Origin of the sequence: Mycolicibacter virginiensis, assembly GCF_022374935.2 — a bacterium.
GTDB lineage: Bacteria > Actinomycetota > Actinomycetes > Mycobacteriales > Mycobacteriaceae > Mycobacterium > Mycobacterium virginiense.
The window spans coordinates 3,951,857-3,974,289 of sequence record NZ_CP092430.2 but is presented as its reverse complement, the minus strand read 5'-3'; the positions used below and the strand labels follow the sequence as shown (position 1 = coordinate 3,974,289).

Annotated in this window: 22 protein-coding genes; 19 read left to right on the top strand and 3 right to left on the bottom strand. The window is 67.2% G+C overall.

The window, feature by feature from the left end; translation table 11 throughout:
- Position 1 precedes the first annotated feature (1 nt).
- Entirely contained in the window at positions 2–841 is an 840-nt protein-coding gene (locus MJO54_RS19315; RefSeq protein WP_082977628.1) for an enoyl-CoA hydratase/isomerase family protein, read from the bottom strand.
- A gap of 68 nt (positions 842–909) precedes the next feature.
- On the opposite strand from MJO54_RS19315, the gene MJO54_RS19310 reads away from it, so the two are divergent.
- From MJO54_RS19310 to MJO54_RS19300, 3 genes are all read left to right on the top strand, one after another.
- On the top strand, positions 910–1,602 hold the full coding sequence (locus MJO54_RS19310) for a hotdog family protein (protein ID WP_046283992.1): 693 nt from the start codon (positions 910–912) through the stop codon (positions 1,600–1,602).
- Positions 1,599–2,486 (top strand): enoyl-CoA hydratase/isomerase family protein, encoded by an 888-nt coding sequence (locus tag MJO54_RS19305; RefSeq protein ID WP_046283991.1) that lies wholly within the window; start codon positions 1,599–1,601, stop codon positions 2,484–2,486. The genes MJO54_RS19310 and MJO54_RS19305 overlap by 4 nt, the downstream gene beginning before the upstream one ends.
- 65 nt (positions 2,487–2,551) lie before the next feature.
- A complete protein-coding gene (locus MJO54_RS19300) occupies positions 2,552–3,727 on the top strand; it encodes a thiolase family protein (protein ID WP_046283990.1) in 1,176 nt (391 codons plus the stop codon).
- 63 nt (positions 3,728–3,790) lie between these two features.
- On the opposite strand, the gene MJO54_RS19295 is transcribed toward MJO54_RS19300, so the two are convergent.
- Positions 3,791–4,546 carry a TetR/AcrR family transcriptional regulator gene (locus MJO54_RS19295; protein WP_240175338.1) on the bottom strand — a complete coding sequence of 252 codons (756 nt, stop codon included), beginning with the start codon at positions 4,544–4,546 and terminating at the stop codon, positions 3,791–3,793.
- Between the two features lie 166 nt (positions 4,547–4,712).
- Between MJO54_RS19295 and MJO54_RS19290 the strand changes: the two genes are divergently transcribed.
- The 8 genes from MJO54_RS19290 to MJO54_RS19255 all read left to right on the top strand — a co-directional run bounded on the left by MJO54_RS19290 (position 4,713) and on the right by MJO54_RS19255 (position 13,306).
- On the top strand, positions 4,713–5,474 hold the full coding sequence (locus tag MJO54_RS19290; protein WP_046283988.1) for a crotonase/enoyl-CoA hydratase family protein: 762 nt from the start codon (positions 4,713–4,715) through the stop codon (positions 5,472–5,474).
- 16 nt (positions 5,475–5,490) lie between these two features.
- Complete coding sequence (locus MJO54_RS19285; RefSeq protein ID WP_240175337.1) at positions 5,491–6,297, top strand: SDR family NAD(P)-dependent oxidoreductase; 807 nt, start codon at positions 5,491–5,493, stop codon at positions 6,295–6,297.
- 151 nt (positions 6,298–6,448) lie between these two features.
- On the top strand, positions 6,449–7,279 hold the full coding sequence (locus MJO54_RS19280) for an enoyl-CoA hydratase (RefSeq protein WP_046283986.1): 831 nt from the start codon (positions 6,449–6,451) through the stop codon (positions 7,277–7,279).
- 14 nt (positions 7,280–7,293) lie between these two features.
- Complete coding sequence (locus MJO54_RS19275; protein ID WP_046283985.1) at positions 7,294–8,544, top strand: amidohydrolase family protein; 1,251 nt, start codon at positions 7,294–7,296, stop codon at positions 8,542–8,544.
- A gap of 2 nt (positions 8,545–8,546) precedes the next feature.
- Positions 8,547–10,166, top strand: coding sequence for an acyl-CoA synthetase (locus MJO54_RS19270; RefSeq protein WP_240175336.1), 1,620 nt, complete (start codon positions 8,547–8,549; stop codon positions 10,164–10,166).
- A 5-nt stretch (positions 10,167–10,171) separates the two neighbouring features.
- On the top strand, positions 10,172–11,026 hold the full coding sequence (locus tag MJO54_RS19265) for an amidohydrolase family protein (protein WP_240176006.1): 855 nt from the start codon (positions 10,172–10,174) through the stop codon (positions 11,024–11,026).
- Position 11,027: 1 nt separating this feature from the next.
- Positions 11,028–12,113: an acyl-CoA dehydrogenase family protein gene (locus tag MJO54_RS19260; protein ID WP_240175335.1), complete on the top strand. Its 1,086-nt coding sequence runs from the start codon at positions 11,028–11,030 to the stop codon at positions 12,111–12,113.
- A 14-nt stretch (positions 12,114–12,127) separates the two neighbouring features.
- Entirely contained in the window at positions 12,128–13,306 is a 1,179-nt protein-coding gene (locus MJO54_RS19255) for an acyl-CoA dehydrogenase family protein (protein ID WP_240175334.1), read from the top strand.
- Here the strand turns inward: MJO54_RS19255 and MJO54_RS19250 are convergent.
- Positions 13,293–14,120 carry an AraC family transcriptional regulator gene (locus tag MJO54_RS19250; protein ID WP_240175333.1) on the bottom strand — a complete coding sequence of 276 codons (828 nt, stop codon included), beginning with the start codon at positions 14,118–14,120 and terminating at the stop codon, positions 13,293–13,295. The genes MJO54_RS19255 and MJO54_RS19250 overlap by 14 nt on opposite strands.
- 25 nt (positions 14,121–14,145) lie before the next feature.
- Between MJO54_RS19250 and MJO54_RS19245 the strand changes: the two genes are divergently transcribed.
- The 8 genes from MJO54_RS19245 to MJO54_RS19210 all read left to right on the top strand — a co-directional run bounded on the left by MJO54_RS19245 (position 14,146) and on the right by MJO54_RS19210 (position 22,429).
- Positions 14,146–15,408 carry an amidohydrolase family protein gene (locus MJO54_RS19245; protein ID WP_046286927.1) on the top strand — a complete coding sequence of 421 codons (1,263 nt, stop codon included), beginning with the start codon at positions 14,146–14,148 and terminating at the stop codon, positions 15,406–15,408.
- 4 nt (positions 15,409–15,412) lie between these two features.
- Positions 15,413–16,237, top strand: coding sequence for an SDR family oxidoreductase (locus MJO54_RS19240; protein ID WP_105294603.1), 825 nt, complete (start codon positions 15,413–15,415; stop codon positions 16,235–16,237).
- Between the two features lie 51 nt (positions 16,238–16,288).
- Positions 16,289–17,203 (top strand): IclR family transcriptional regulator, encoded by a 915-nt coding sequence (locus tag MJO54_RS19235; RefSeq protein WP_105294602.1) that lies wholly within the window; start codon positions 16,289–16,291, stop codon positions 17,201–17,203.
- Positions 17,200–19,419 (top strand): acyl-CoA dehydrogenase family protein, encoded by a 2,220-nt coding sequence (locus MJO54_RS19230; protein WP_046285656.1) that lies wholly within the window; start codon positions 17,200–17,202, stop codon positions 19,417–19,419. The genes MJO54_RS19235 and MJO54_RS19230 overlap by 4 nt, the downstream gene beginning before the upstream one ends.
- A 17-nt stretch (positions 19,420–19,436) precedes the next feature.
- The gene (locus MJO54_RS19225; RefSeq protein ID WP_046285657.1) at positions 19,437–20,645 is read left to right on the top strand and encodes a thiolase family protein; all 1,209 of its coding nucleotides are present in this window, start codon (positions 19,437–19,439) and stop codon (positions 20,643–20,645) included.
- A gap of 6 nt (positions 20,646–20,651) precedes the next feature.
- Positions 20,652–21,074, top strand: coding sequence for a Zn-ribbon domain-containing OB-fold protein (locus MJO54_RS19220; protein ID WP_046285658.1), 423 nt, complete (start codon positions 20,652–20,654; stop codon positions 21,072–21,074).
- Positions 21,067–21,552 (top strand): nuclear transport factor 2 family protein, encoded by a 486-nt coding sequence (locus MJO54_RS19215; RefSeq protein WP_046285659.1) that lies wholly within the window; start codon positions 21,067–21,069, stop codon positions 21,550–21,552. Before MJO54_RS19220 ends, MJO54_RS19215 begins: the two co-directional genes overlap by 8 nt.
- A gap of 118 nt (positions 21,553–21,670) precedes the next feature.
- Positions 21,671–22,429 carry an SDR family NAD(P)-dependent oxidoreductase gene (locus MJO54_RS19210; protein WP_064888773.1) on the top strand — a complete coding sequence of 253 codons (759 nt, stop codon included), beginning with the start codon at positions 21,671–21,673 and terminating at the stop codon, positions 22,427–22,429.
- The last annotated feature ends 4 nt before the right edge of the window (positions 22,430–22,433 follow it).

Below are 22,433 nucleotides of genomic sequence, written 5' to 3'. Positions count from 1 at the left end.
GTCAGCGGCCGGTGAAGCCGGGCGGTCGCCGCTGCGCGAACGCGGCTAGGCCTTCTTTGAAATCTCCTGTCCGGCAGCTGAGTTCAAGGTTGAACAGCTCCTGGGTCAGGGCTTGCGGCAACGTCGCGTGCTGTGCGTGATGCAGCGCCTGTTTGGTCAGGCCGATCGCCACCGTGGGTCCCTGCGCCAAGGCGGCCAGCAGCTCTTCGGTGGCCGAGTCCAGGTCCGCCGGTGCCACGGCCTGGTGGATCAGTCCCCAATCCTGCGCGGATGCACCGCTGACCTGTTCGCCCAGCAGCAACATGCGCCTGGCCCGAGCCAGTCCCACCAGCCGTGGCAGCAGCCAGGTCGATCCCGAGTCGGGGCTGAAGCCGCGCGCCACGAACGGTTCCCAGAACACCGCGTCGGTGGCGGCCACCGTGAAGTCGGCGGCCAGCGCCAGGTTGCAGCCCAGGCCCACCGCCCAACCCCGGACGCTGCACACGACCGGCAATTGGATCGTCTGCAGCAGTTCGATCGCCCGGTGCGCGGCGTGCGGTACGCGGCGCACCAGATCGCCGGTGCGGGGTCGTTGGCCGCCGGTATTGGTGGCCACCCAGTCGGCGCCGGCGCAGAAATCATCGCCTGCGCCCCGGATATGGATGGCCCGCAACGTGTCGTCGCTCGCCGCCTCGGTCAGGGCCGTGACCAGTGCATCGGTCATCGACGAGCTCAGGCTGTTCCGGCGATCCGGGCGCGCCAGGGTCAGGCGTAGCAGCGTGCCGTCACGCTGCGCCGTGACTGCGCCATCGGGGGCGGAGCCGGACCCGGATTCGGGGGAGTCGGCCACGGTGGTGTCCACCTTTCAACGCTATATCGTGATAGCTACAGTAGGCTATACGATTAGCGCGATTCGGCGGAGAAAGGCCTATGGCGGACGGTTCGAGGGACTCTGTGGTTGCGGCCGGAGATACCGCCCGTTTCGGCGAGCTGCCGCTGGGGCAGACCGTTGCGGTGGCCGGTGTGATGCGCCGCCTGACCGGGCTGCTGCTCGCCTTGGAGCACCCCCATCCGCTGGTGGACGACATGCTGACGCAGTTCGCCGACTGGGAGCGGCAACTGGCTGCTGTCGCCTCGGTGGAGGCCATGCCCCGCCTGGAATCGGCTGACGGCTCGGACGGTCGGGTCTACCTGGCGCACGCGTTCAACGTCGGATCGTTCAACCCCTGCTTTCCGGAGTACCGGTTCGACCACCTCGATGGCGAGACCGCCTCGGGCACAGTCACCTTCCCGCTGCCCTACGAAGGTCCCCCAGGGTTGGTGCACGGCGGCTTCCTCGGGGTGTTCTTCGACTGCGTGACTCAGCACCAGAGCTGCGCGGCGGGCTCGGCCGGGCGTACCCGATCACTGCTGGTCACTTACCGGCGTCCGACGCCGATCCTCACCGAGCTGGACTTCGACATCGTGCGAACCGAGGTGGAGCGGGGTATCGCTTCCACCGCGCGGCTTCTCCACCGCGGCGAGCTGCTGTGTACCGGCGAGGTCACCACGGCGGCGGCGCCGCCGAACAAATTGAGTGCCATTCGATTCGGCCGCAGACAAGATGAGGGGTCCCACCGATGAGCGCAGCCCAGACCGCCGACGATCGCGTGCTCTTCGATGTCGATCCCGACGGGCGCATCGCGACCATCACGCTGAACAACCCGGGCCGGCGCAATTCCTACGATGCCGCGATGCGCGACGCGGTCGCCCGTTGCCTGGAGCGGGTCGCCGAGGACGACGATCTGGTGGTGGTGCTGCTGCGGGGCGCCGAAGGAGTGTTCAGCACCGGCGCGGACATGAACAACGCCTACGGCTGGTACGGCGAGCGCGGGGAGACCGCGCAGCCGCCGGCCAAGGGCCGGCCCAGCCAACGGCGCCGACTTACCGTGGACCGCAAATCTTTCGGCTTCTACCACAATCTGATGGGCTTCCCGAAGGTCACCGTGGGTGAGATCAGCGGGTATGCGCTCGGCGGCGGTTTCGAGATGGCGCTGATGACCGACATCTCGGTGATCGCGCGTGACACCAAGATCGGCATGCCCGCGACGCGGTTTCTGGGCCCGGCGCTGGGCAGCCTGCACATGTTCTTTCATCGCCTCGGGCCCGTGCTGGCGCGGCGGCTGTTGTTGACCGGAGACATCATCGAGGCCGCTGCGGTCGAACATCTGGGTGTGTTCACCGAGACCTGCGATCCGGCGGCGGTGACCGCGCGGGCCCGGTACTGGGCGTGCAAGGCCGCCAAGATGCCCGCCGACGGAGTCGTCATCGCCAAGGAGGCGTTTCGGCTCGTCGAACAGAGCCAGGCGTATCAGGGTGAAGAGGTGGCCAGCTATCTGTTTCACGCCTATGGCACCAACCTGCAGTTCGCGCCGGGGGAGTTCAACTTCGTCAAGACCCGGGCGCAGCACGGAACCAAGGAGGCGTTCCGGCTGCGTGACGAGCACTTCCACGTCCCGGAGCCGTGAGAATCGGCGTGTGTGAACCAGGCGCGTGTCTTTACAAAAACAGCGAATAATGTAAGGTCGGAAAAATGCCTACACCTGTCATCGTCGGCGCCGTTCGTACGGCCATCGGACGTTCGTTCAAAGGAACTCTGGTCAACACTCCCCCGGAGGCGCTGATCACCACGGTGCTGCCCGAGGTGGTGCGCCGGGCCGGCATCGAGCCGACCGAGATCGACGACATCATCTTCGCTGAATCCCACTACGGTGGCGGCGATCTGGCTCGCTATGCGGCCGCCGCGTGCGGCATGGAGTCGGTGCCCGGCCAGTCGGTCAACCGGCATTGCGCCGGCAGCCTGACCGCGATCGGCAACGCCTCCGCGCAGATCGGTTCCGGGATGGAGCGGGTGCTGATCGCCGGCGGTGTGCAGTCGCTGTCGATGACGCCGCTGACGAACTGGCGCATCCCCGGCCCCGAGCTGAAGTTCGAGGAGCGCTGGATGCCCCCGACTCACCCGGAGACCCCGGATGCGCCCACCCGCGACATGTCGATCACGGTCGGCTGGAACACCGCGCAGGCGGCGGGCATCACCCGCGAGGAGATGGACGCCTGGGCCGCGCGGTCGCATCAGCGGGCGATCGCCGCGATCGACGCCGGCAAATTCGTCGACGAGATCATCCCGCTGAAGGTCGAACTGCCCGACGGGTCGGTGACCGAGTTCAAGGTCGACGAGTTCCCACGCCGCGAAACCACCGCGGAGAAGCTGGCGGCCCTGAAGGTGCTGCACCCCGAGATCGAGGGATTCTCGATCACCGCCGGCAACAGCAGTGGCACCAACGACGCCGCGGCGGCTGTCGCGCTCGTCGACGCGGACTACGCGAGTGATAAGGGCCTTACCGTGATGGGCACCGTCAAAGCCTGGGGCTCGGTCGGTGTCGCACCGCGTGATACCGGGCTCGGCGGCGTCAAGGTGATCGGCAAGGTGCTGGAGCGGGCCGGGCTGTCCGTCGGCGATGTCGCGCTGTGGGAGATCAACGAGGCCTTCGCCTCGGTGCCGATCGCGGCGTGCAAGGAATACGGCATCGACGAAGAGCTGGTGAACTTCTCCGGCAGCGGCTGCAGCCTCGGCCACCCCATCGCCGCATCCGGTGCCCGGATGGTGACCACGCTGCTCTACGAACTCAAGCGACGCGGCGGTGGCATCGGTGTGGCCGCCATGTGCGCCGGTGGCGGCCAGGGCGGCGCGGTGGTGATCGAGGTCTAGCGGCGTTCGCAAGCGCGGCGGAGCCGGGCGCAGCGGGACGCCGCCGTCAGGCTCAGCGGACCTCTAGCGGGTTTTAGGCGACGAAGTCGGCGCGGTGCGACGCCGCGGCGGCTTGGCGTTCTTCTCGATCAGCCGCTCGGCGTGGTCGAGAATGCAGTTGAGCCCGTATTCGAAGTTGGCGTCATCTGCTGCGCCGACCCGATGGCCCTGGCGGGTGGTCTCTGCCAGCAGCGGGGTCACGGCCGGGTCGATGACGAGGGCCTCCTCGAAATCAGACGGCCCCTCGGCATCCGATGCCCGGTTCTTCTCATAGAGCCGCTGCAGCACCACCGACCCGCGGATGTGCACCGAGACTGTCGAATAGGTGTCGAAAGCATCCTGCGGCGACAAGCCGGCCTCCACCAGGCTGGCGATCGCCCGCTCCACTTCCTGGACGCCGAGCTGCGCGGCTCGCGGGCTCAGTGCGGCCCGAATCAGGATGAGATCGCACAAGATCGGGTTGCCCAGAAACGTCGACCGCATGCTGTGTGCGTGATTGCTCAACGTCTGACGCCAGTCCTTGGCCTCCACGTACGGGGTGGCGAATGTGTACTGGCGTAGGGCCCGGGTGGTCATCGCATTGAGGAGGTCGTCCTTCTTGCGGAAGTACCAGTAAATGCTCGTCACGCCGACGCCGAGATGTTTACCGAGCAACGGCATGCTCAGGTTGTCGACGCCGATCTGTTCGGCGAGCTCGAACGCGCCGTCGATGATGTCATCGGGGTTGATCGATCCGCGTTCGCGCCGTTGCCGTTTCTCGGCGACTGGCTGCTTTGCCACTGCGGGTACCTCCAGTTCTGGTCGACACGGCCGGATTCTTCGCTGCTAAACCTAGCCGTCAAACCTACCTGTACCGCTCGCCTGCGCGGGGTAATGAGCTTCTCTTACCGTAAAGCCTATGGTAAGCATTTTGATATACCTTGTCACAACGCCTGAAGGGTGAGCCGTGTCAGAAGCGGTACTGCGCGAGCGTCGCGGACGGATTCTTGTCATCACGATCAATCGGCCGGAGGCGCGCAACGCGGCCAACAAGGCGGTCGCCGAGGGGTTGGCTGCGGCCTGCGACGAACTCGACGACACTCCCGAACTGTCGGTCGGGGTGCTCACCGGAGCCGGCGGCAACTTCTGTGCGGGAATGGATCTCAAGGCATTCGCGGCCGGGGAGTTGGCGTACGTCCCGGGACGGGGGCTCGGCTTCACCGAGCGCCCGCCGCGCAAGCCGCTCATCTCCGCGGTCGAAGGACACGCGGTGGCCGGTGGCACCGAGCTGGTGTTGGCCACCGACCTGGTGGTGGCCGCCAAGGACGCGAAATTCGGTATCCCGGAGGTCAAGCGGGGCCTGGTGGCCGCCGGCGGTGGCCTGTTGCGGTTACCGCACCGCATTCCGTATCAGAAGGCGCTCGAATTGGCTTTGACCGGTGAGAGTTTCACCGCCGAGCAGGGCGCCCAGTGGGGCTTCGTCAACGTGCTCACCGAGCCGGGTGAAGCACTGGACGGGGCCATCGCCCTGGCCGAGCGGATCACCGCTAACGGCCCGCTGGCCGTCGCGGTGACCAAGGAGATCATGGTCAAGTCGGCCGGCTGGAGCCAGGATGAGATCTGGCAGAAGCAGGGCGAACTGATCGCGCCGGTGTTCACCTCCCACGACGCCAAAGAGGGCGCCATCGCGTTCGCTGAGAAGCGCGCCCCGAACTGGACCGGCGCCTGACGCTGGGGCTTAGGCCGTGGAACTGGGTTTGCGCAACGCGCGCGCCGTCGTCGTCGGTGGTGGCCGGGGGATGGGATTGGCGACCGCGCGTTGCCTGGCCGACGACGGCGCACGGGTGGCGGTCATGGCGCGCTCGGCTGCCGACCTGGACCGCGCGTGTGACGACCTGAGGGGACGCGGCAGTCCGGAGGCGATCGGCATAGTCGCCGATGCCTGCGACGAGCAGCGGGTGCGCGAAGCCTTCGCCGAACTCGGGAGGCGCTGGGGCGGCGAGCTCAACATCCTGATCAACGCGGCCGGCCCCGACGTGCAGGGCACCTTCGAAGATCTCACCGATGAGCAGTGGCGCCGGGCGATCGACCAGGGTGCGATGGGGATGGTGCATACCGTGCAGGCGGCGCTGCCGTTGCTGCGCAAGGCGCAGTGGGCCCGAATCGTCAATTTCTCGGCGCAGTCGACGCAGCGCCAAAGCACAGTCCTGGTCGCCTACACCGCGGCCAAGGCGATGGTGAACAGCATCTCGAAGAATCTGGCCCTGCTGCTGGCGCCCGAGGAGATTCTGGTCAACGTGGTCTCGCCCGGAAGCGTCGCCTCCGAGGCGTTGGTCGGCTGGGCCCGGTCGGTCGGTGTGGACGACTCGGACGGGGTGGACCCATACCGGCTGATGGAGGCCATTGCCGAGCATTTCGGCCACTCGTCGCAGCTGCCGCGGGCGGGCCTGCCGGACGAAGTGGGTGCGGTCGCAGCCTTTCTGGCCTCGCGTCGCAACGCCTACATGACCGGCGCCAACGTCAACGTCGACGGCGGCTCGGATTTCACCTGATCAGCAGGCGCGGAATCGGCTCTGACCTGGTGACATAGTCATTCTCGGCCGGGTCGATGCGGGTTGCGGAATGCGCTACCGAAAGGTATACAGTAAAGAACTATTTCAGTCCGATTCCTGCAGGCGGCCGAGGCGAGGAGGTGCGGGGTCGATGACCGCTGCCGACGACGGCACGCTCGTGGCGACCGGCGCTGCTGTGCTCTACGACGTGCGCGACGGCGTCGCGGTGGTCACCTTCAACCGCCCGCAGCGGCTCAACGCCTGGGGGCCTGACATCGCTGCGGGCTTCTACACCGCGATCGATCACGCCGAGGCGGACCCTGCGGTGCGCGCGATCGTGGTGACCGGCAGCGGCCGCGGTTTCTGTGCCGGTGCCGATCTGGGTCCCGCGGCCACTCTTGAGGATCCCGATGCCGACACCTCCGACACCGATGTGGCCCAGCTGGTCGGGGACCGTCCCCCGCATTTCCTGACCCGACTGCGCAAGCCCGTGATCGCGGCGATCAACGGCTCCTGCGTCGGGATCGGTCTGACGCACGCCCTGATGTGCGACGTCCGATTCGCCGCGGCCGGAGCCAAGTTCGCCACCGCGTTCACCCGACGCGGACTGATCGCCGAACACGGAATCACCTGGATTCTTCCGCGCCTGGCGGGCTGGGGCGCGGCGATGGACCTGCTGCTGTCCGGACGCACCTTCCTCGCCGAGGAGGCCCGCGAATTCGGTCTGGTCAACCACGTCGTGGCGCCCGAGCTGCTGCTGGAACGTGCTATGGCATACGCAGCCGACATCGCCGCGAACTGCTCACCGGCATCGCTGGCGGTGATCAAGGCGCAGGCCTACGGCGACGCCCTGGACGACGTCGCGGCGGTGAGCGCGCGCGCCGAAACCCTGATGTACGAATCGCTGGCGCGGCCTGACCTCATCGAGGGCATCACGAGCTTCTTCGAGAAACGCCCCCCGAACTTCCCGCCCCTCACTTAAGAAAGGTTGAGCGCATGACTGCCGCACCTGAACGGCTCCCGTACCTGGCCGTCGACGTCGACAACCACTACTACGAGCCGCTGGATGCCTTCACTCGGCACCTACCCAAGGAGTTCCGCAGCCGCGGTGTCCAGATGGTGCAGGACGGCAATCGCACCCTGGCGGTGTTCGGCGGGGTCGTCAACCACTTCATTCCGAACCCGAACTTCGATCCGATCATCGAACCCGGCTGCCTGGATCTGCTGTTCCGGGGTGAGATCCCCGAAGGCGTCGACCCGGCGTCGTTGATGAAGCTCGACCGGCTCTCCGAGCATCCCGAATACCAGAACCGCGACGCCCGCGTGCAGGTGCTTGACCGGCAGCGGCTGGAGGCGGTGTTCATGCTGCCGACCTTCGCCTGTGGTGTGGAGGAGGGGCTCAAGCACGACATCCCCGCCACCATTGCCTCGGTCCATGCGTTCAACCTGTGGCTCGACGAGGACTGGGGCTTCGACCGTCCCGACGGCCGGGTGATATCCGCACCGATCATCTCGCTGGCCGACCCCGAAAAGGCCGTCGAGGAAGTCGAATTCGTGATCAGTCGCGGAGCCAAGCTGGTGTGTGTGCGCCCGGCTCCGGTGCCCGGCGAGGTTAGGGCCCGGTCCCTCGGTGACCCCGTGCACGACCCGGTGTGGGCGCGCCTTGCCGAGGCGGGCGTCGCAGTCGTCTTCCACCTGTCGGACTCCGGTTACATGGCGATCCCGGCGTTGTGGGGCGGCAGCGGGGTGTTCAAGGGATTCGGTAAGCGCGACCCGCTGGACATGGTGATCATGGACGATCGCGCGATTCACGACACCATCGCCTCCATGATCGTGCACCAGGTGTTCACCCGTCACCCCAAGCTCAAGGTGGTCAGCATCGAGAACGGCTCCTACTTCGTCTACCGGCTGATCAAGCGGTTGAAGAAGTCGGCCAACAACGCGCCGTACCACTACAAGGAAGATCCGATCGAGCAGCTGCGCAACAACGTCTGGATTGCCCCCTACTACGAGGACGATGTGAAGCTGCTGGCCGACACGATCGGCGTCGACAAGATCCTGTTCGGTTCGGACTGGCCGCACGGTGAGGGCCTGGCCGACCCGACCACCTTCACCGCCGACATCCCGCAGTTCCCGGAGTTCAGCGCGGAAGATACCCGAATGGTGATGCGGGACAACGCATTGACTCTGCTGGGTGATCCGAACCGCTGCGCGCCGGGCGTCGCCCACCTGACAGCTTCGGCCTGACGGTGGGCGAATGGACCCTTGGCGCGGTCCTCGACGCGATCGCCGAGGCTGTGCCCGACCGGGCCATGACCATCTGCGGGGACAGGCGTAGCACGTTCGCGCAAGCCGCGGAGCGCACCCGCCGGCTGGCCAACTACCTGGCCGGACGCGGGCTCGGCGCCCAGCGTGAGCGTTCGGAGTTACGCAACTGGGAGTGCGGCCAGGACCGCGTCGCGCTGCTCATGCACAACGATCTGTACCCCGACATGGTGATCGGCTGCCTCAAGGCACGCACGGTCCCGGTCAACGTCAACCACTACTACACCCCGGCCGAGGCCGGTGAGCTACTCGACTATCTGCGTCCTCGAGCGGTGATCTACCACGCCAGCCTGGAGGCGAAATTCGTTGACACGCTCCGCGAATCCGGCGCCGAGCTGTTGATCCGGATCGATGACGGTGCTGCCGCCGCCGGACCCGGGCTCGACGCGGTATCGCTGGACGATGCCCTGGCGCAGGGCGATACCGATCAGGCGGTGACGCCGTCCCCGGACGATCTGTTGATGATCTGCACCGGGGGAACCACCGGCCGCCCGAAGGGCGTGCTGTGGCGACAAAGCGACATCTACGTGTCATCGATGGTCGGTGACGACCACGCCTGCGCGGCGGAGATCCACCAGAAGGTGCAGTACGCCGGTCCGCCCTGGTTCGCGCTGTCGCCGCTGATGCACGCCGCCGGACTGTGGACCGCATTCTCGGCGATCCTGAGCGGCCAGACCGTGATCCTCAACGACACCCGCACCAGATTCGATCCCCGTTCGGTGCTGGAAACCGCCGCGCGGGAGAAGGTCGGATTGATGACCATGGTGGGCGATGCCTACGCCGCGCCACTGGTCGCCGAACTGCGCAGGGGTCCCTATGACCTGTCTTCCTTGCATTCGATCGGAACCGGTGGTGCCGCAACCAATCCGAAGTACCAGGCGGCGCTGCTGGAACTTCTCCCGCAGATCACCTTGATCAACGGGTACGGCTCCTCGGAGACCGGCAATCTGGGCTTCGGGCGCAGCCAGCACGACGCGCGGCGCGACACCTTCGATCTGCGGACCGGGGGATCGGTGGTGTCGCAGGACCGGACCCGGTTTTTGCAGCCCGGTGACGCGGAAGTGGGTTGGGTGGTGCGGACCGGCCGGATCCCGCTCGGATACTTCGACGATGCCGACGCGACACAGCGCACCTTCGGTGAGATAGACGGTCAGCGGATGGTGATCTCCGGCGACCGCGCCAGCATCGAGGAAGACGGCACGCTGCGGCTGTTCGGTCGCGACTCCCTGGTGGTCAACACCGGCGGGGAGAAGGTGTTCGTCGAGGAGGTCGAGGGCGTGCTGCGTGCTCACCCGGCGGTGGCCGACGCGCTGGTGGTGGGTCGACCGAGCGAGCGTTGGGGTGAAGAGCTGGTGGCCCTGGTTGTCCCGCTGGCAGATTCGGGCGTGGTCGAGGAGCAGTTGGACGCACACTGTCGATCGGTGCTGGCGGGCTTCAAGGTGCCCAAGGCGTTCGTCATGGTGGCGCAGGTGCGCCGGCTGGGCAATGGCAAGGCCGACTACCGCTGGGCTAAACAACGGGTGAATGAGGTGGCTACGGCATGACGGGCATGAGCGAGCAGTCACACGTCATCGATTGTCTGGTGAACGTGCACTTCGGCGAGAACGAGCAGCCGTCCTGGATGGTCAGAACGCGCGATGACTATTTCAAGGGCCCCGCGTCGATGTTCGCGCCGGCCGACATGTCGGCACTGCTCGACGAGATGGACACCCACGGCGTGACCAAGGCCGTCTTGATGGACAACCTGGTCAAACCGTCGGTGACCGCCCGAAAGTTCGTGGAAGCCAGGCCAGACCGGTTCGCGCTGGCAATGGGCGGCATGAACCTGCTGCGCCCGGTGCCCGCGCTGCGGGAGTTGAGTGCCGTCGCGGGCGACCTGCCGGTGGTCTACGCCGTTGTGGGGCCCAGCTTCTGGGGCGATGGCCAGTATCCGCCGAGCGACGCGGTCTACTACCCGCTCTACGCCAAGTGCGCCGAGCTGGATCTGCCGCTGTGCGTCAACACCGGAATTCCGGGGCCGCCGATCCCGGGTGAGGTGCAGCACCCGATCCACCTGGACCGGGTCTGTGTGCGGTTCCCCGAACTGCGGCTGTGCATGATCCACGGCGCCGACCCCTGGTGGGACGTCGCGGTTCGCATGCTCATCAAATACCGCAATCTACGGCTGATGACCTCGGCCTGGTCGCCGAAACGACTGCCGGAAACCCTGCTGCACTTCATGCGCACCCGGGGCGCCGGCAAGGTCATCTTCGCCTCGGATTGGCCGGTGCTGCGGATGGACCGGGTGGTGCCCGAGGCGCGCGCGCTGGACCTGCCACCCGACGTGCTCGACAAGTACCTCTACCGCAACGCCGCCGACTTCTTCTTCGCCGAACGCGGCGCCGTACCCGAACAGGAGAGCTGAGATGGATCGTTTCGAACTGCGCAGGTTGGACTACAGCCTGACCGAAGACCACGTCGCATTGCAGTCTGCTTACAAACAGTTCTTCACCACGCACTGCGGCATCGAAACAGTTCGTGCCGCAGAGGAATCCGGCTTCGATAAAAATTTGTGGGAGCGGCTGTGCGCGATGGGCGCCACCACCATGGCATTGCCGGAATCGGTCGGCGGCGACGGCGCCACGCTGGTCGATCTTGCGCTGGTCGCCGAGGAGATCGGTCGCTCGCTGGCGCCGGTTCCCTGGATCGACCAGGTCTGCGCCGCGCGCCTGTTGGGCCGCCTCGGTGGATTGTCGCCGGACGCCGACCACACCTGCGACATCGTGAGCGGGAATCGACTGGTTGCGTTCGACCCGCACCAGGAGGCCACCGCCGGCCCTCGGCTGCTGCCGACCGGTTCGATCGCCGACACGATCATCGTCCGTGATGGCGATGCAGTGATGCGACTTTCCTTCGCCACCCGGCCGGCTCGGGTCGACAACATCGGCCGGTTGCCGATGTCCTGGGTCGACCCGGCCGACGCCGATGCAGCGACCGTGCTGGCCAGCGGACCTCAGGCGCTGGCGGAATATCAGCGGGCACTGGATGAATGGCGACTGCTGACGGCCGCTGCGCTGGTCGGGATGGTGGAGCAGACCATGACCATCGCCGCGGAATTCGCCAAGACCCGCTACACCCTAGGTGTGCCGATCGGCACCCTGCAGGCGATCTCGCACCCGCTGGCGAATATGGCGATCACGGTCGCCTCCGGACGCAACCTGGCCTACCGCGCCGGATGGTTCATGGACAACGAGCCCGATGAGCGTCCGGAGCTGGCGGCCTCGGTCTTCGTGTTCATGGCAGAGGAAGCCGCCAAGGCCGCCACCATGGCGGTGCACATCCAGGGCGGCCTGGGCGTCTCAGCCGAAGCCGCGGCCACCGCGTACCTGGTCCGGGCCCGCGGCTGGCCCCTGGCCGGGGGCGACCCCGGAGCCACCGCCTGCCGCATCGGCAACCTCGTCGCCGCTCGTGAAGCAGCCGCCCGCGAAACCGCCACCCGCGCAGCCGAATAGGACACCCGAAAAACATGGACTTCTCACAACCGCAGCTGACCGACGACGACCTGGCTTTCCGCGAGGAGGTGCGCGCATTCCTGGCCACCCATGTGACCGCGGACGTCAAGCGCCGAGACCGGGAGACCGGGGACAACTTCGACGAGGTCGTTCACCTGGCGTTGGGCGCCGCCGGTTACCTGGAAGCGGAATGGAAAACCGAGGCCGACGGCGGCCTGCCGCGCGTGCGCCGACGTATCTGGGAACTGGAGAAGCGCCGCGCCCACGTGCCCTGGGTCACCTGGGGAACCACCGCGATGGTCGCCCGGTCGGTTGCCTCCTTCGGCTCGCCCGAGCTGTGCGAGGAGATCCTGCCCGGGGTCTTCAGCGGCCACATCCGGCTCTGCCTGGGCTACACCGAGCCCGAGGGCGGCTCCGACGTCGCGACCTGCAAGACCCGCGCGGTGCGCGACGGCGACAGCTGGGTCATTAACGGCTCCAAGATGTTCACCACCGGCGCGCACAACTGCCAGTACGTCTTCCTGATCACCAACACCGACCCAGAAGCGCGGAAACACAAGAGCCTCACCATGTTCCTGGTGCCGTTGAACACTCCGGGCATCGAGATCCAGGGCCTGCGCACCGTCGACGGCGACCGCACCAACATCGTCTACTACAGCGACGTGCGCGTCGACGACAAGTACCGCCTCGGCGAGGTCAACGGCGGCTGGACGGTGCTGCGTGAGCCGCTCAACGTCGAGCACGGCGCGGTGGACGCCAATCCCGATGGATTGCAGGATGTCTCGATCATGATGCACCAGGCGAACTTCATGGCCGTCGCCGTCGACAAGGCGGGCGAGGTGGCCGGGCGGTCGGGGAGCATCGCGGATCGTTCGGTGGCCTACCGGCTCGGGCGCGCCGCGGCGCGGGTCGAGGCGTCGCTGTCGGCGCCGTCCATTTTCGGACGGGTGGCGCTGGCGCAGGCGATGCGCGATGTCTCGCCGGACCTGATGGACCTGCTCGGAAGTGCGTCGGCGCTGCCGATCGACACCGACGGTGCCATCGACGGTGGGGCCTCGGACTACGTCTTCCGGTTCGCTCCACTGGTCGGCATCTACGGCGGGACCCTGGAGGTTTTCCGCAACATGATCGCCCAATACGTGCTGGGCCTCGGCAAGCCGAATTATTCGCCGCCAGTGGTTAAGACGCCGTAGTGGTCATGATTCGGCGGTGGTAGCTCGACGGAGCCTCACCGGCGAAGCGGGTGAACGCCCGGGTGAACGCGGACAGGCTGTCGAAGCCGATAGCCGTCGCGGTCTGCTGGACCCCCTGGTCGGGGGCGGCCAGCAGCGCCATCGCCTGCAGCATTCGGGCGTGTAGCAGGTAAGTGCGCCAGGACATCCCGATCACCGCTTCGAACTGACGGCGCAGGGTGCGCTCGGACACGGCGACGGCGTGGGCGACCTCGGCCGCGGTCACCGACGCCAGGTGTTCCTTGGTGTAGACCATGGCCGCGCCGACGATCGGGTGATCCGAGGTGGGCAGGCTCAGCGGCGCCTCGTGGTCCAGTGCGGCGGAAACCAGGTGCCCCAGGGTGCGGAAGAAGTCGTCGGAGACCACGTCGCCGTCGGCCCTTTCGATGGGCCAGCGCAGCGAATGCAGCATCATCTCCCGGATCAGCGGCGAAACGGTCAGGATGCGGGCCCGGTCACCAGCGTGGGCGACCAGCTCGGGGTCGAACATCACCGCCACGGTGCGCACCTCGGCACGCATGACGGCCTGATGCTCCAGGCCGGCGGGGATCCAGGCCGCCTGCTGCGGTGGCAACAGATAGTGCGCCGCGGCGGTCTCGACTTCGACCACGCCGCCGACGGCGTACTCGATCTGGTGCAAGTCATGGGAATGCCAGCCGGTGACCAACTGCCGTCCCTCGTAGAGGTAGCTGCCGGCCCGCGCGCGGCCGCCACGGCGCAGATCGATGTTGGCCGGTTCTGCAAAATCTATGGCCGAACGCGCGGAGACGGTCACGATTTTCCAGGGTACTAGTAGAGCCATGAACATCGACGACTTGATCCTGGTCAGCATCGACGACCACGTGGTGGAGCCGCCCGACATGTTCCTCAACCATGTCCCGGCCAAGTACAAGGCGGAGGCGCCGATCGTCGTCACCGACGACAAAGGCGTCGACCAGTGGATGTATCAGGGCCGCCCGCAAGGCGTCAGCGGGCTCAATGCCGTGGTGTCGTGGCCGGCCGAGGAGTGGGGGCGCGACCCCGCCGGTTTCGCCGAGATGCGCCCCGGCGTGTACGACGTGCACGAACGGGTGCGCGACATGAGCCGCAACGGCATCCTCGCCTCGATGTGCTTCCCGACCTTCACCGGGTTCTCCGCGCGCCACCTGAACATGACCCGCGAACACGTCACCTTGGTGATGGTGTCGGCCTACAACGACTGGCACATCGACGAGTGGGCCGGTTCCTATCCGGGCCGCTTCATCCCGATCGCGATCCTGCCGACCTGGAACCCCGAGGCGATGTGCGCCGAGATCCGCCGGGTGGCGGCCAAGGGCTGCCGCGCGGTCACCATGCCCGAACTGCCGCACCTGGAGGGCCTGCCCAGCTATCACGACGAGGAGTACTGGGGCCCGGTTTTCCGCACGCTGTCGGAGACCGGTGTGGTGATGTGTCTGCACATCGGCACCGGCTTCGGGGCGATCAGCATGGCCCCCAACGCCCCGATCGACAACCTGATCATCCTGGCCACCCAGATCTCGGCGATGTGCGCCCAGGACCTGTTGTGGGGCCCGGCAATGCGCAACTACCCGGACCTGAAGTTCGCGTTCTCCGAGGGCGGTATCGGCTGGATCCCCTTCTACCTGGACCGCAGCGACCGGCACTACACCAACCAGAAGTGGCTGCGTCGCGACTTCGGTGACAAGCTGCCGTCCGAGGTGTTCCGCGAGCACTCGCTGGCGTGTTACGTCACCGACAAGACGTCGCTGAAGCTGCGCCACGAGATCGGCATCGACATCATCGCCTGGGAATGCGACTATCCGCACTCGGACTGCTTCTGGCCGGACGCCCCCGAGCAGGTGCTCGCCGAACTGGAGGCCGCCGGCGCCGACGACGCCGACATCAACAAGATCACCTGGGAGAACTCCTGTCGGTTCTTCGGCTGGGATCCGTTCGCCCACACCGCGCGCGAGCAGGCGACGGTGGGGGCGCTACGGGCGACGGCCACCGATGTGGACGTGTCGATCCGGCCGCGTGCCGAATGGGCGCGCCGCTACACCGACAAGCAGCTGGCGCAGGCATAGCGCAATGGTTTCCGTTATCACCGGCGGTGCCGGGGGGATGGGGCTGGCCACCGCGAAGATCGTCGGTCGCCAGCAGCCCGTCGTGCTCTGCGATATCCGGCAAGACCGGCTGGAGGCCGCTGCGGATGTGCTGCAGGAACACGACATCGTGACCGTGCACTGCGACGTCACCGATCGCGACGCGGTCGCCTCGCTGTTCGCCACCGCGGCCGGAATCGGGCCCCTCACCTCGGTGATCCACGCCGCCGGAGTCAGCCCGAGCATGGGTGACGCCGACTACGTCATGCGGACCAATGCGATCGGCACTCTCAACGTCAACGAGATCTTCCTTGGTACGGCACCCGGGGGCGCCGCGATCGTCAACGTCGCGTCCATGGCCGCACACCTGCTGCCCGACGAGTTGATTCCCACCGGCCAGTTCCCGCTGGCATTGCACGATTCCGGTGAGTTCACCGATGCCATGGCGGCGGTATGCGACCCGATGCCGCCGGAGGTGCGTTCGGGTTTCGCCTACGCGGTGAGCAAGGCGTTCGTCCGCTGGTACTCCAGCGCGCAGGCCGAGCGGTTCAACGGTCGCGGGCTGCGCATCGTCTCGGTCTCGCCCGGTTCGGTGGACACCGAGATGGGCCGGTTGGAGGAGCGGGCCGGTGCGGGGGCGATGGTTACCGACGCCGCGGTCCCGCGCTGGGGAACGCCTGAGGAGATGGCTGAACTGCTGGCGTTCTGCGTCAGCAACCAGGCGGGTTATCTCACCGGAACCGACATTCTCAACGACGGCGGGGTGGTGGCGTCGGTACGGGAGCGCGCGCGGGTGGCTGCGGCCGGCTGAGGTCCGCCGCGAACTTGCGTGCGTCGACTATTCGACGTACTTTTCGAAAGTATGACGGCAGCGATGGGTGCGGGCGGCACGGTCCGTCCGGTGTCGTCGCCGCCGACCGAGCGGGTGATGCGGATCCTGGAGCTGCTGGCCGCCGACCCGGAACGACACTTCTCCCTGTCGGAGATCTCGCAGACTTTGGGCATCAGCCACGGCACCTGCCACGCGATCCTCGCCACCCTGGCCGGCCGGCAGTGGCTCGTGCGGGACCGCCGGTCGGGCGGATATTCCTGGGGCCCCGCGCTGGCCGCGCTCGCCCGCCCCATCAATCGGCAGGCCTTCCGGCCGGAGCTGCAGCGGCTTTTCGACGCGGTCGGCCGACAGGTGATCCTCGGGGCCCGCCAGGGCGCGACAGTGGTGGTGACCGATTCGGTCGGGGAGTCGATCGCCGGCTTGCGGTTGGGCGCCGGCTTCCGGATTCCGCTGGTGGCGCCGTTCGGCCGTGAGTTCATCGCCGGCGCAGGCGAACCGGTCAAGAAGGAATGGCTCAGCGGGCTGGGCGCGCCGTCGCCGCGGTTGCGGCGACGGCTGGCCGCCGTGCTCGACGAGGTCGGCCGGCGCGGCTACGCGATCGACCGGATGAGCCGCGAATATGTGCGGGTGTACTCGGCCCTGCAGGCGCTGGCGGCCGACGGCGAGCCCGACGAGATCACCGCGCGGTTGGCCACGGCGTTCGCCGATCTCACCGAGGTCGACTACCTGCCCGACGAACTCGGCAACACCGAGCGGCATCCGATCGCCAGTGTCTCGGCTCCGGTCCGCGACATCGACGGGACGGCGACGATGTCGGTGGGAGTCGCCCCCTTCGCGGCCCTGACCGCGGCGGAGGTCGCCGAACTCGGTGCGGCCGTGCGAGAGACCGCCGCGCGTATCCAATCCCAGTGGACTGCACGTGGAGAACATGAGGAGAGCACGTGAGCGTGACGCTCAGCGCCGAACAACGCCAACTCGGCGAGTCGCTGCGGCAGTTCGCCGGCCGGCACGCACCGATGGCCGACACCCGCAAGGCCTTCGATGCGCTGGCTGCCGGGGAACTGCCGGCTTGGTGGGACGACTTGGTCGCCAACGGGTTCCACGCGATTCATCTGCCTGAACAGTACGGCGGCCAGGGCGGTGGGCTGCTCGACGTCGCCGCCGTACTGGAGGCCGCGGGAACAGTGTCGCTACCGGGTCCGCTGCTGCCGACGGTGACCGCCGGCGCGGTCGGTCTGCTCGCCGAGGCCACGCCGGCGCGGGAGGAGTATTTGCGTGCCCTCGCCGCCGGTGCGCCGGCAGCCGTCGTGCTCGGCGGGCAATCGGACTTCGTCGCACGACGAGCCGACGACGGCTGGCTGATCAGCGGTGCCTCGGACGTGATCTCCGGTGCCCGCTCGGCCCGCCTCGCGCTGGTCTGCGCCCGCTGCGAGGACGGGACCGGCCTGTGGGCCGTGGTCGACACAGCCCGGGCGACGATCCAGCCGGTGGCCGGCACGGACCTGCTCACCGACCTGGCCACGATCACCCTGGCCGATCACCCGGTGCGCGCCGCCGAGGCACTGACCGGGATCGACACCGGGCGCGCGGAGTATCTCGCCGTCGGTCTTGCCGCAGCGGTGTGTGCCGGCATCGCCGGGTGGTGCGTCGAGGCGGCCACCGCGCATCTGCACACCCGCGAACAGTTCGGTGTCCGGATCGGTACGTTCCAGGCATTGCAGCACCAGGCGGCCATGTTGCTGGTCAGCGCCGAACTGGCCTGTGCCGCAGCGTGGGACGCATTGCGAGCTGTCGCCGATTCCGCCCCGCAGCATCGCATCGCCGCCGCCACCGCGGCGTTGGCGGCAGTCGCACCGTGCCCGGACACCGTGTTCGACACGCTGACGATGTTCGGTGCGATCGGGTTCACCTGGGAACACGATCTGCACCTGTATTGGCGCCGCGCCACCAGCATCGCCGCTTCGATCGGTGCTGCCACCGACTGGGCCCGTCGGCTCGGCGAGCTGACCGTCGCGCAGCAGCGGGACTTCACCGTCGACCTCGGCGGCGCGGAAGCCGAGTTCCGGGCGGGGGTCGCCGCGACTCTCGACGCCGCCCAAGCGCTGGTCAACGACGGTCCGGGACGCCAGGGCGACTACCCGCACTTCGAAACGGGCCCGCAGCGGACGCTGATCGCCGAAGCCGGGCTGATCGCCCCGCAGTGGCCCGCGCCGTGGGGACGCGACGCTTCCCCATTGCAGCAGCTGATCATCATCGAGGAGTTCGCCAAACGGCCCGGTCTGGTCCGGCCGTCGCTGGGCATCGCCGAATGGATCCTGCCGTCGCTCGTGCGCGCCGCACCGGATGCCCTGCAGCAGCGGCTGATTCCCCCGACCCAGCGCGGCGAACTCGCCTGGTGCCAGCTGTTCTCCGAGCCCGGAGCCGGCTCCGACCTGGCGTCGCTGACCACTCGCGCGGTCAAGGTCGACGGCGGATGGCGCATCAACGGCCACAAGATCTGGACCTCGGCCGCGCAGCGCGCAGACTACGGCGCACTGCTGGCCCGTACCGACCCCACGGCAGCCAAGCATCGCGGGATCGGCTATTTCATCGTGGACATGCGCTCGCCGGGCATCGAAGTCCAGCCGATCGTGATGGCCACCGGGGCAGCCGAATTCAACGAAGTGTTCCTCACCGACGTCTTCGTACCCGACGAGATGCTGCTCGGAGAGCCCACCGAAGGCTGGCAGCTGGCGATCGCCACCATGGCCGAGGAGCGCACCGCCATCAGCGGATACGTCGAGAACGACCGGGCCGTGGCGCTGCGGGCCATCGCCGCGGCCCCGGGCCGATCGCGCGATGACGCACTGCGCGCACTTGGCGAACTCGACGCCTACGCCAACGCGATCAGGGCACTCGGGGTGCGCGAGACCATCAGGCTGCTGGACGGCGAGGGCACGGGGGCGTCGTCGAGCATCGCGAAAGTGGCGATGAACGTGCTGCTGCGCCGCACCTTCCACGCCACCTTGGCCACCGTCGGGCGACTGGCGATGGTCGCCGATTCCGAGCCGGCTGTCGTCGAACCATATCTGTTGTCGCCGGCCGAGCTGATCGGCGGCGGTACCAAGGAAATTCAGCTGAACATCATCGCGCAGATGATTCTCGGCCTGCCCCGCAAATGAGATGAAGGACACCCCACATGGGACTACGTGGAGACGCCGCGATCGTCGGCTACGTCGAGCTGCCGCCGGAACGGATGAACAAGGCCACCCCGGCCCCGTTCACCCTGGAGCAGTGGGCCGAACTGAGCGCGGCAGCACTGGCCGACGCGGGCCTGCCGGGCGAACTCGTCAACGGCATCGTCACCTCACACCTGGGCGAATCCGAGATCTTCGTACCCTCCACGATCGCCGAATACCTGGGTGTTCCAGCGCGGTTCGCCGAAATCGTCGACTTGGGCGGGGCCAGTGCCGCGGCCATGGTCTGGCGTGCCGCGGCGGCGATCGAACTGGGCATCTGTGATGTGGTGCTGTGCGCGCTGCCGGCCCGCTACATCACCCCGATGTCGGAACGTAAACCCAAGCCACTGGTCGACGCCATGTTCTTCGGGTCCTCGAGCAACCAATACGGTTCTCCGCAAGCCGAGTTCGAGATTCCCTACGGCAACCTGGGGCAGAACGGCCCCTACGGCCAGGTCGCCACTCGCTACGGCGCCGTCTACGGTTACGACGAGCGGGCGATGGCCAAACTGGTCGTCGATCAGCGCGTCAACGCCAATCACACCGACGGCGCCATCTGGCGCGACACCCCGCTGACCGTTGAAGACGTACTGGCCAGCCCGGTGATCGCCGACCCGCTGCACATGCTGGAGATCGTGATGCCCTGCGTGGGCGGCGCCGCGGTGGTGATCGCCAGCACCGAGGTCGCCAAGCGAGCCCGCAACCGTCCGGTGTGGATCAAGGGATTCGGCGAACACGTGCCGTTTAAGACACCGACATACGCCGCAGACCTGCTGGCGACTCCCATCCGCGAGGCCGCCGACACCGCCTTCGCCATGACGGATCTGACGCGCGCGGATATGGACATGGTCTCCATCTACGACTGCTACACGATCACCGTGCTGCTGTCGCTGGAGGACGCCGGGTTCTGCGAGAAGGGCAAGGGCATGCAGTTCCTCGCCGATCACGACCTGACCTTCCGCGGCGACTTCCCACTCAACACCGCGGGCGGTCAACTCGGATTTGGCCAGGCCGGCCTGGCCGGCGGCATGCACCACGTCTGCGACGCCACCCGCCAGATCATGGGCCGGGCTCAGGCTGCGCAGGTGGCCGACTGCAACCGGGCCTTCGTCTCGGGCAACGGCGGGATCCTGTCGGAACAGACGACCCTCATCCTGGAAGGGGACTGAAACCCGATGACCACTTTTGAGCGGCCGATGCCGGTCAAGACGCCCACCACCGCTCCGTTCTGGGATGCGCTGGCGCAGCATCGCATCGTCATCCAGTACTCACCGTCAACCGAGAGTTACGTGTTCTATCCGCGTGTTCGGGCGCCGCGCACGCTGGCTGATGATCTGGAATGGCGCGAGATCTCCGGAATGGGCACGCTGTACTCCTTCACGGTGGCCCGCCGGCCGGTCGGGCTGCACTTCGCCGACGCCGTCCCGCAGCTGTTGGCGATCGTCGAATGGGACGAAGGCCCGCGGTTCTCCACCGAACTGGTCAACGCCGATCCCGCGGATCTGGTGGTGGGGATGCGGGTGCAGCCGGTGTTCTGCGACTACCCGGACCACGACGTCACGATGCTGCGCTACGAACCGGTTCCGAATCGTGGCTGACGACGCCGCGCAGATCGAGGCGATCAAACGCCTCAAGTCCCGCTACTGCCGGTACCTGGACACCAAAGACTGGGCGGCCTGGCGTGCGCTGTTCACTGATGACTTCGTCAGCGATACGTCGAGTGCAGGTGGCAAAGTCATCACTGGCGCCGATGAATTCGTGGCTTTCACCCGCAAAAGCCTGCGAGACCAGCCCACTGTCCACCAGGTCCACGCCCCCGACATCGAATTGGACTCGCCGACCACGGCACACGGGGTGTGGGCGCTCGAAGACGTGGTGCGGTTCGGTCCCGGCGTCAACCTGCGCGGCTACGGCCACTACACCGAGACGTATGAAAAGGTCGACGGCGACTGGCGGATCACGACCTCGACGCTGACCAGGCTGCGCGAGGACATCTTCAACGGGGTGTTCGCGGTTTACCTCTCGCCGCGTGTCCGATCGTCGCTGGCCAGAATCGCCAGCCGGTTCATCAACTGAGCGTCTGATACGCCTGCCCGGGACCCTTGTAGATCATACTGAATGGATTACGGGAACGGCTATAGTATAGGCGCCGGGGTGGATCCCGGATCGTCGTGTCCAAACAAGGGGAGTGTTCGTGGAGATCGAAAACAAGCGCGCGATCATCGTCGGTGGCGCATCGGGTTTCGGTAAGGCGACAGCGGAGCTGTTGGCCAAACGCGGTGCCCAGGTGGCGGTCTTGGACCGGCCGCAGTCCAAGGGCAAGGAAGTGGCCGAGTCGATCGGCGGCCTCTTCTTCGAAGCCGACGTCACCGACTTCTCCGGTACCGAGCGGGTGCTGAACGAGGCGGTCGAGGCGTTGGGCGGGCTGCACATCGCGGTCACCACCGCCGGTGGCGGTATCGGCCAGCGAACGATCACTCGCGACGGGCCGCACGACCTGGAGGCGTTTCGCAGCACCCAGGATCTCAACGTCGTCGGGACCTTCAACGTCAGCCGGCTCGCGGCCTGGCACATGAGCACCAATGAGCCGGAAGACGATGAGCGCGGCGTGATCATCAATACGTCCTCGATCGCGGCGTTCGAAGGCCAGATCGGGCAGATCGCCTACACCGCGTCCAAGGCCGCCATCGCAGGAATGTGCCTGACAATGGCCCGTGACCTGGGCGGTGTGGGCATCCGGGTGCTGGCGATCGCGCCCAGCCTGTTCGCCACCGGCCTCACCCAGGGCATCCCCGACGAGTTCGCCGCTGTGCTGACCAAGGACGCGGCATTCCCGAAGCGGCTGGGTCGCCCCGAGGAGTACGCCAAGCTGGCGGCCGCCATCGTCGAGAACCCGATGCTCAACGGCCAGTGCATCCGCTTGGACGCCGGCCAGCGCTTCGCGCCGAAGTGATACC

What these genes read in the sequence shown, in the direction of transcription:
- MJO54_RS19280 (WP_046283986.1), top strand. Translation starts at nt 6,449, where the DNA reads ATGACCGCTGCCGACGACGGCACGCTCGTGGCGACCGGCGCTGCTGTG.
- MJO54_RS19265 (WP_240176006.1), top strand. Translation starts at nt 10,172, where the DNA reads ATGAGCGAGCAGTCACACGTCATCGATTGTCTGGTGAACGTGCACTTC.
- MJO54_RS19235 (WP_105294602.1), top strand. Translation starts at nt 16,289, where the DNA reads ATGACGGCAGCGATGGGTGCGGGCGGCACGGTCCGTCCGGTGTCGTCG.
- MJO54_RS19220 (WP_046285658.1), top strand. Translation starts at nt 20,652, where the DNA reads ATGACCACTTTTGAGCGGCCGATGCCGGTCAAGACGCCCACCACCGCT.
- MJO54_RS19260 (WP_240175335.1), top strand. Translation starts at nt 11,028, where the DNA reads ATGGATCGTTTCGAACTGCGCAGGTTGGACTACAGCCTGACCGAAGAC.
- MJO54_RS19225 (WP_046285657.1), top strand. Translation starts at nt 19,437, where the DNA reads ATGGGACTACGTGGAGACGCCGCGATCGTCGGCTACGTCGAGCTGCCG.
- MJO54_RS19300 (WP_046283990.1), top strand. Translation starts at nt 2,552, where the DNA reads ATGCCTACACCTGTCATCGTCGGCGCCGTTCGTACGGCCATCGGACGT.
- MJO54_RS19245 (WP_046286927.1), top strand. Translation starts at nt 14,146, where the DNA reads ATGAACATCGACGACTTGATCCTGGTCAGCATCGACGACCACGTGGTG.
- MJO54_RS19275 (WP_046283985.1), top strand. Translation starts at nt 7,294, where the DNA reads ATGACTGCCGCACCTGAACGGCTCCCGTACCTGGCCGTCGACGTCGAC.
- MJO54_RS19310 (WP_046283992.1), top strand. Translation starts at nt 910, where the DNA reads ATGGCGGACGGTTCGAGGGACTCTGTGGTTGCGGCCGGAGATACCGCC.
- MJO54_RS19305 (WP_046283991.1), top strand. Translation starts at nt 1,599, where the DNA reads ATGAGCGCAGCCCAGACCGCCGACGATCGCGTGCTCTTCGATGTCGAT.
- MJO54_RS19255 (WP_240175334.1), top strand. Translation starts at nt 12,128, where the DNA reads ATGGACTTCTCACAACCGCAGCTGACCGACGACGACCTGGCTTTCCGC.
- MJO54_RS19240 (WP_105294603.1), top strand. Translation starts at nt 15,413, where the DNA reads ATGGTTTCCGTTATCACCGGCGGTGCCGGGGGGATGGGGCTGGCCACC.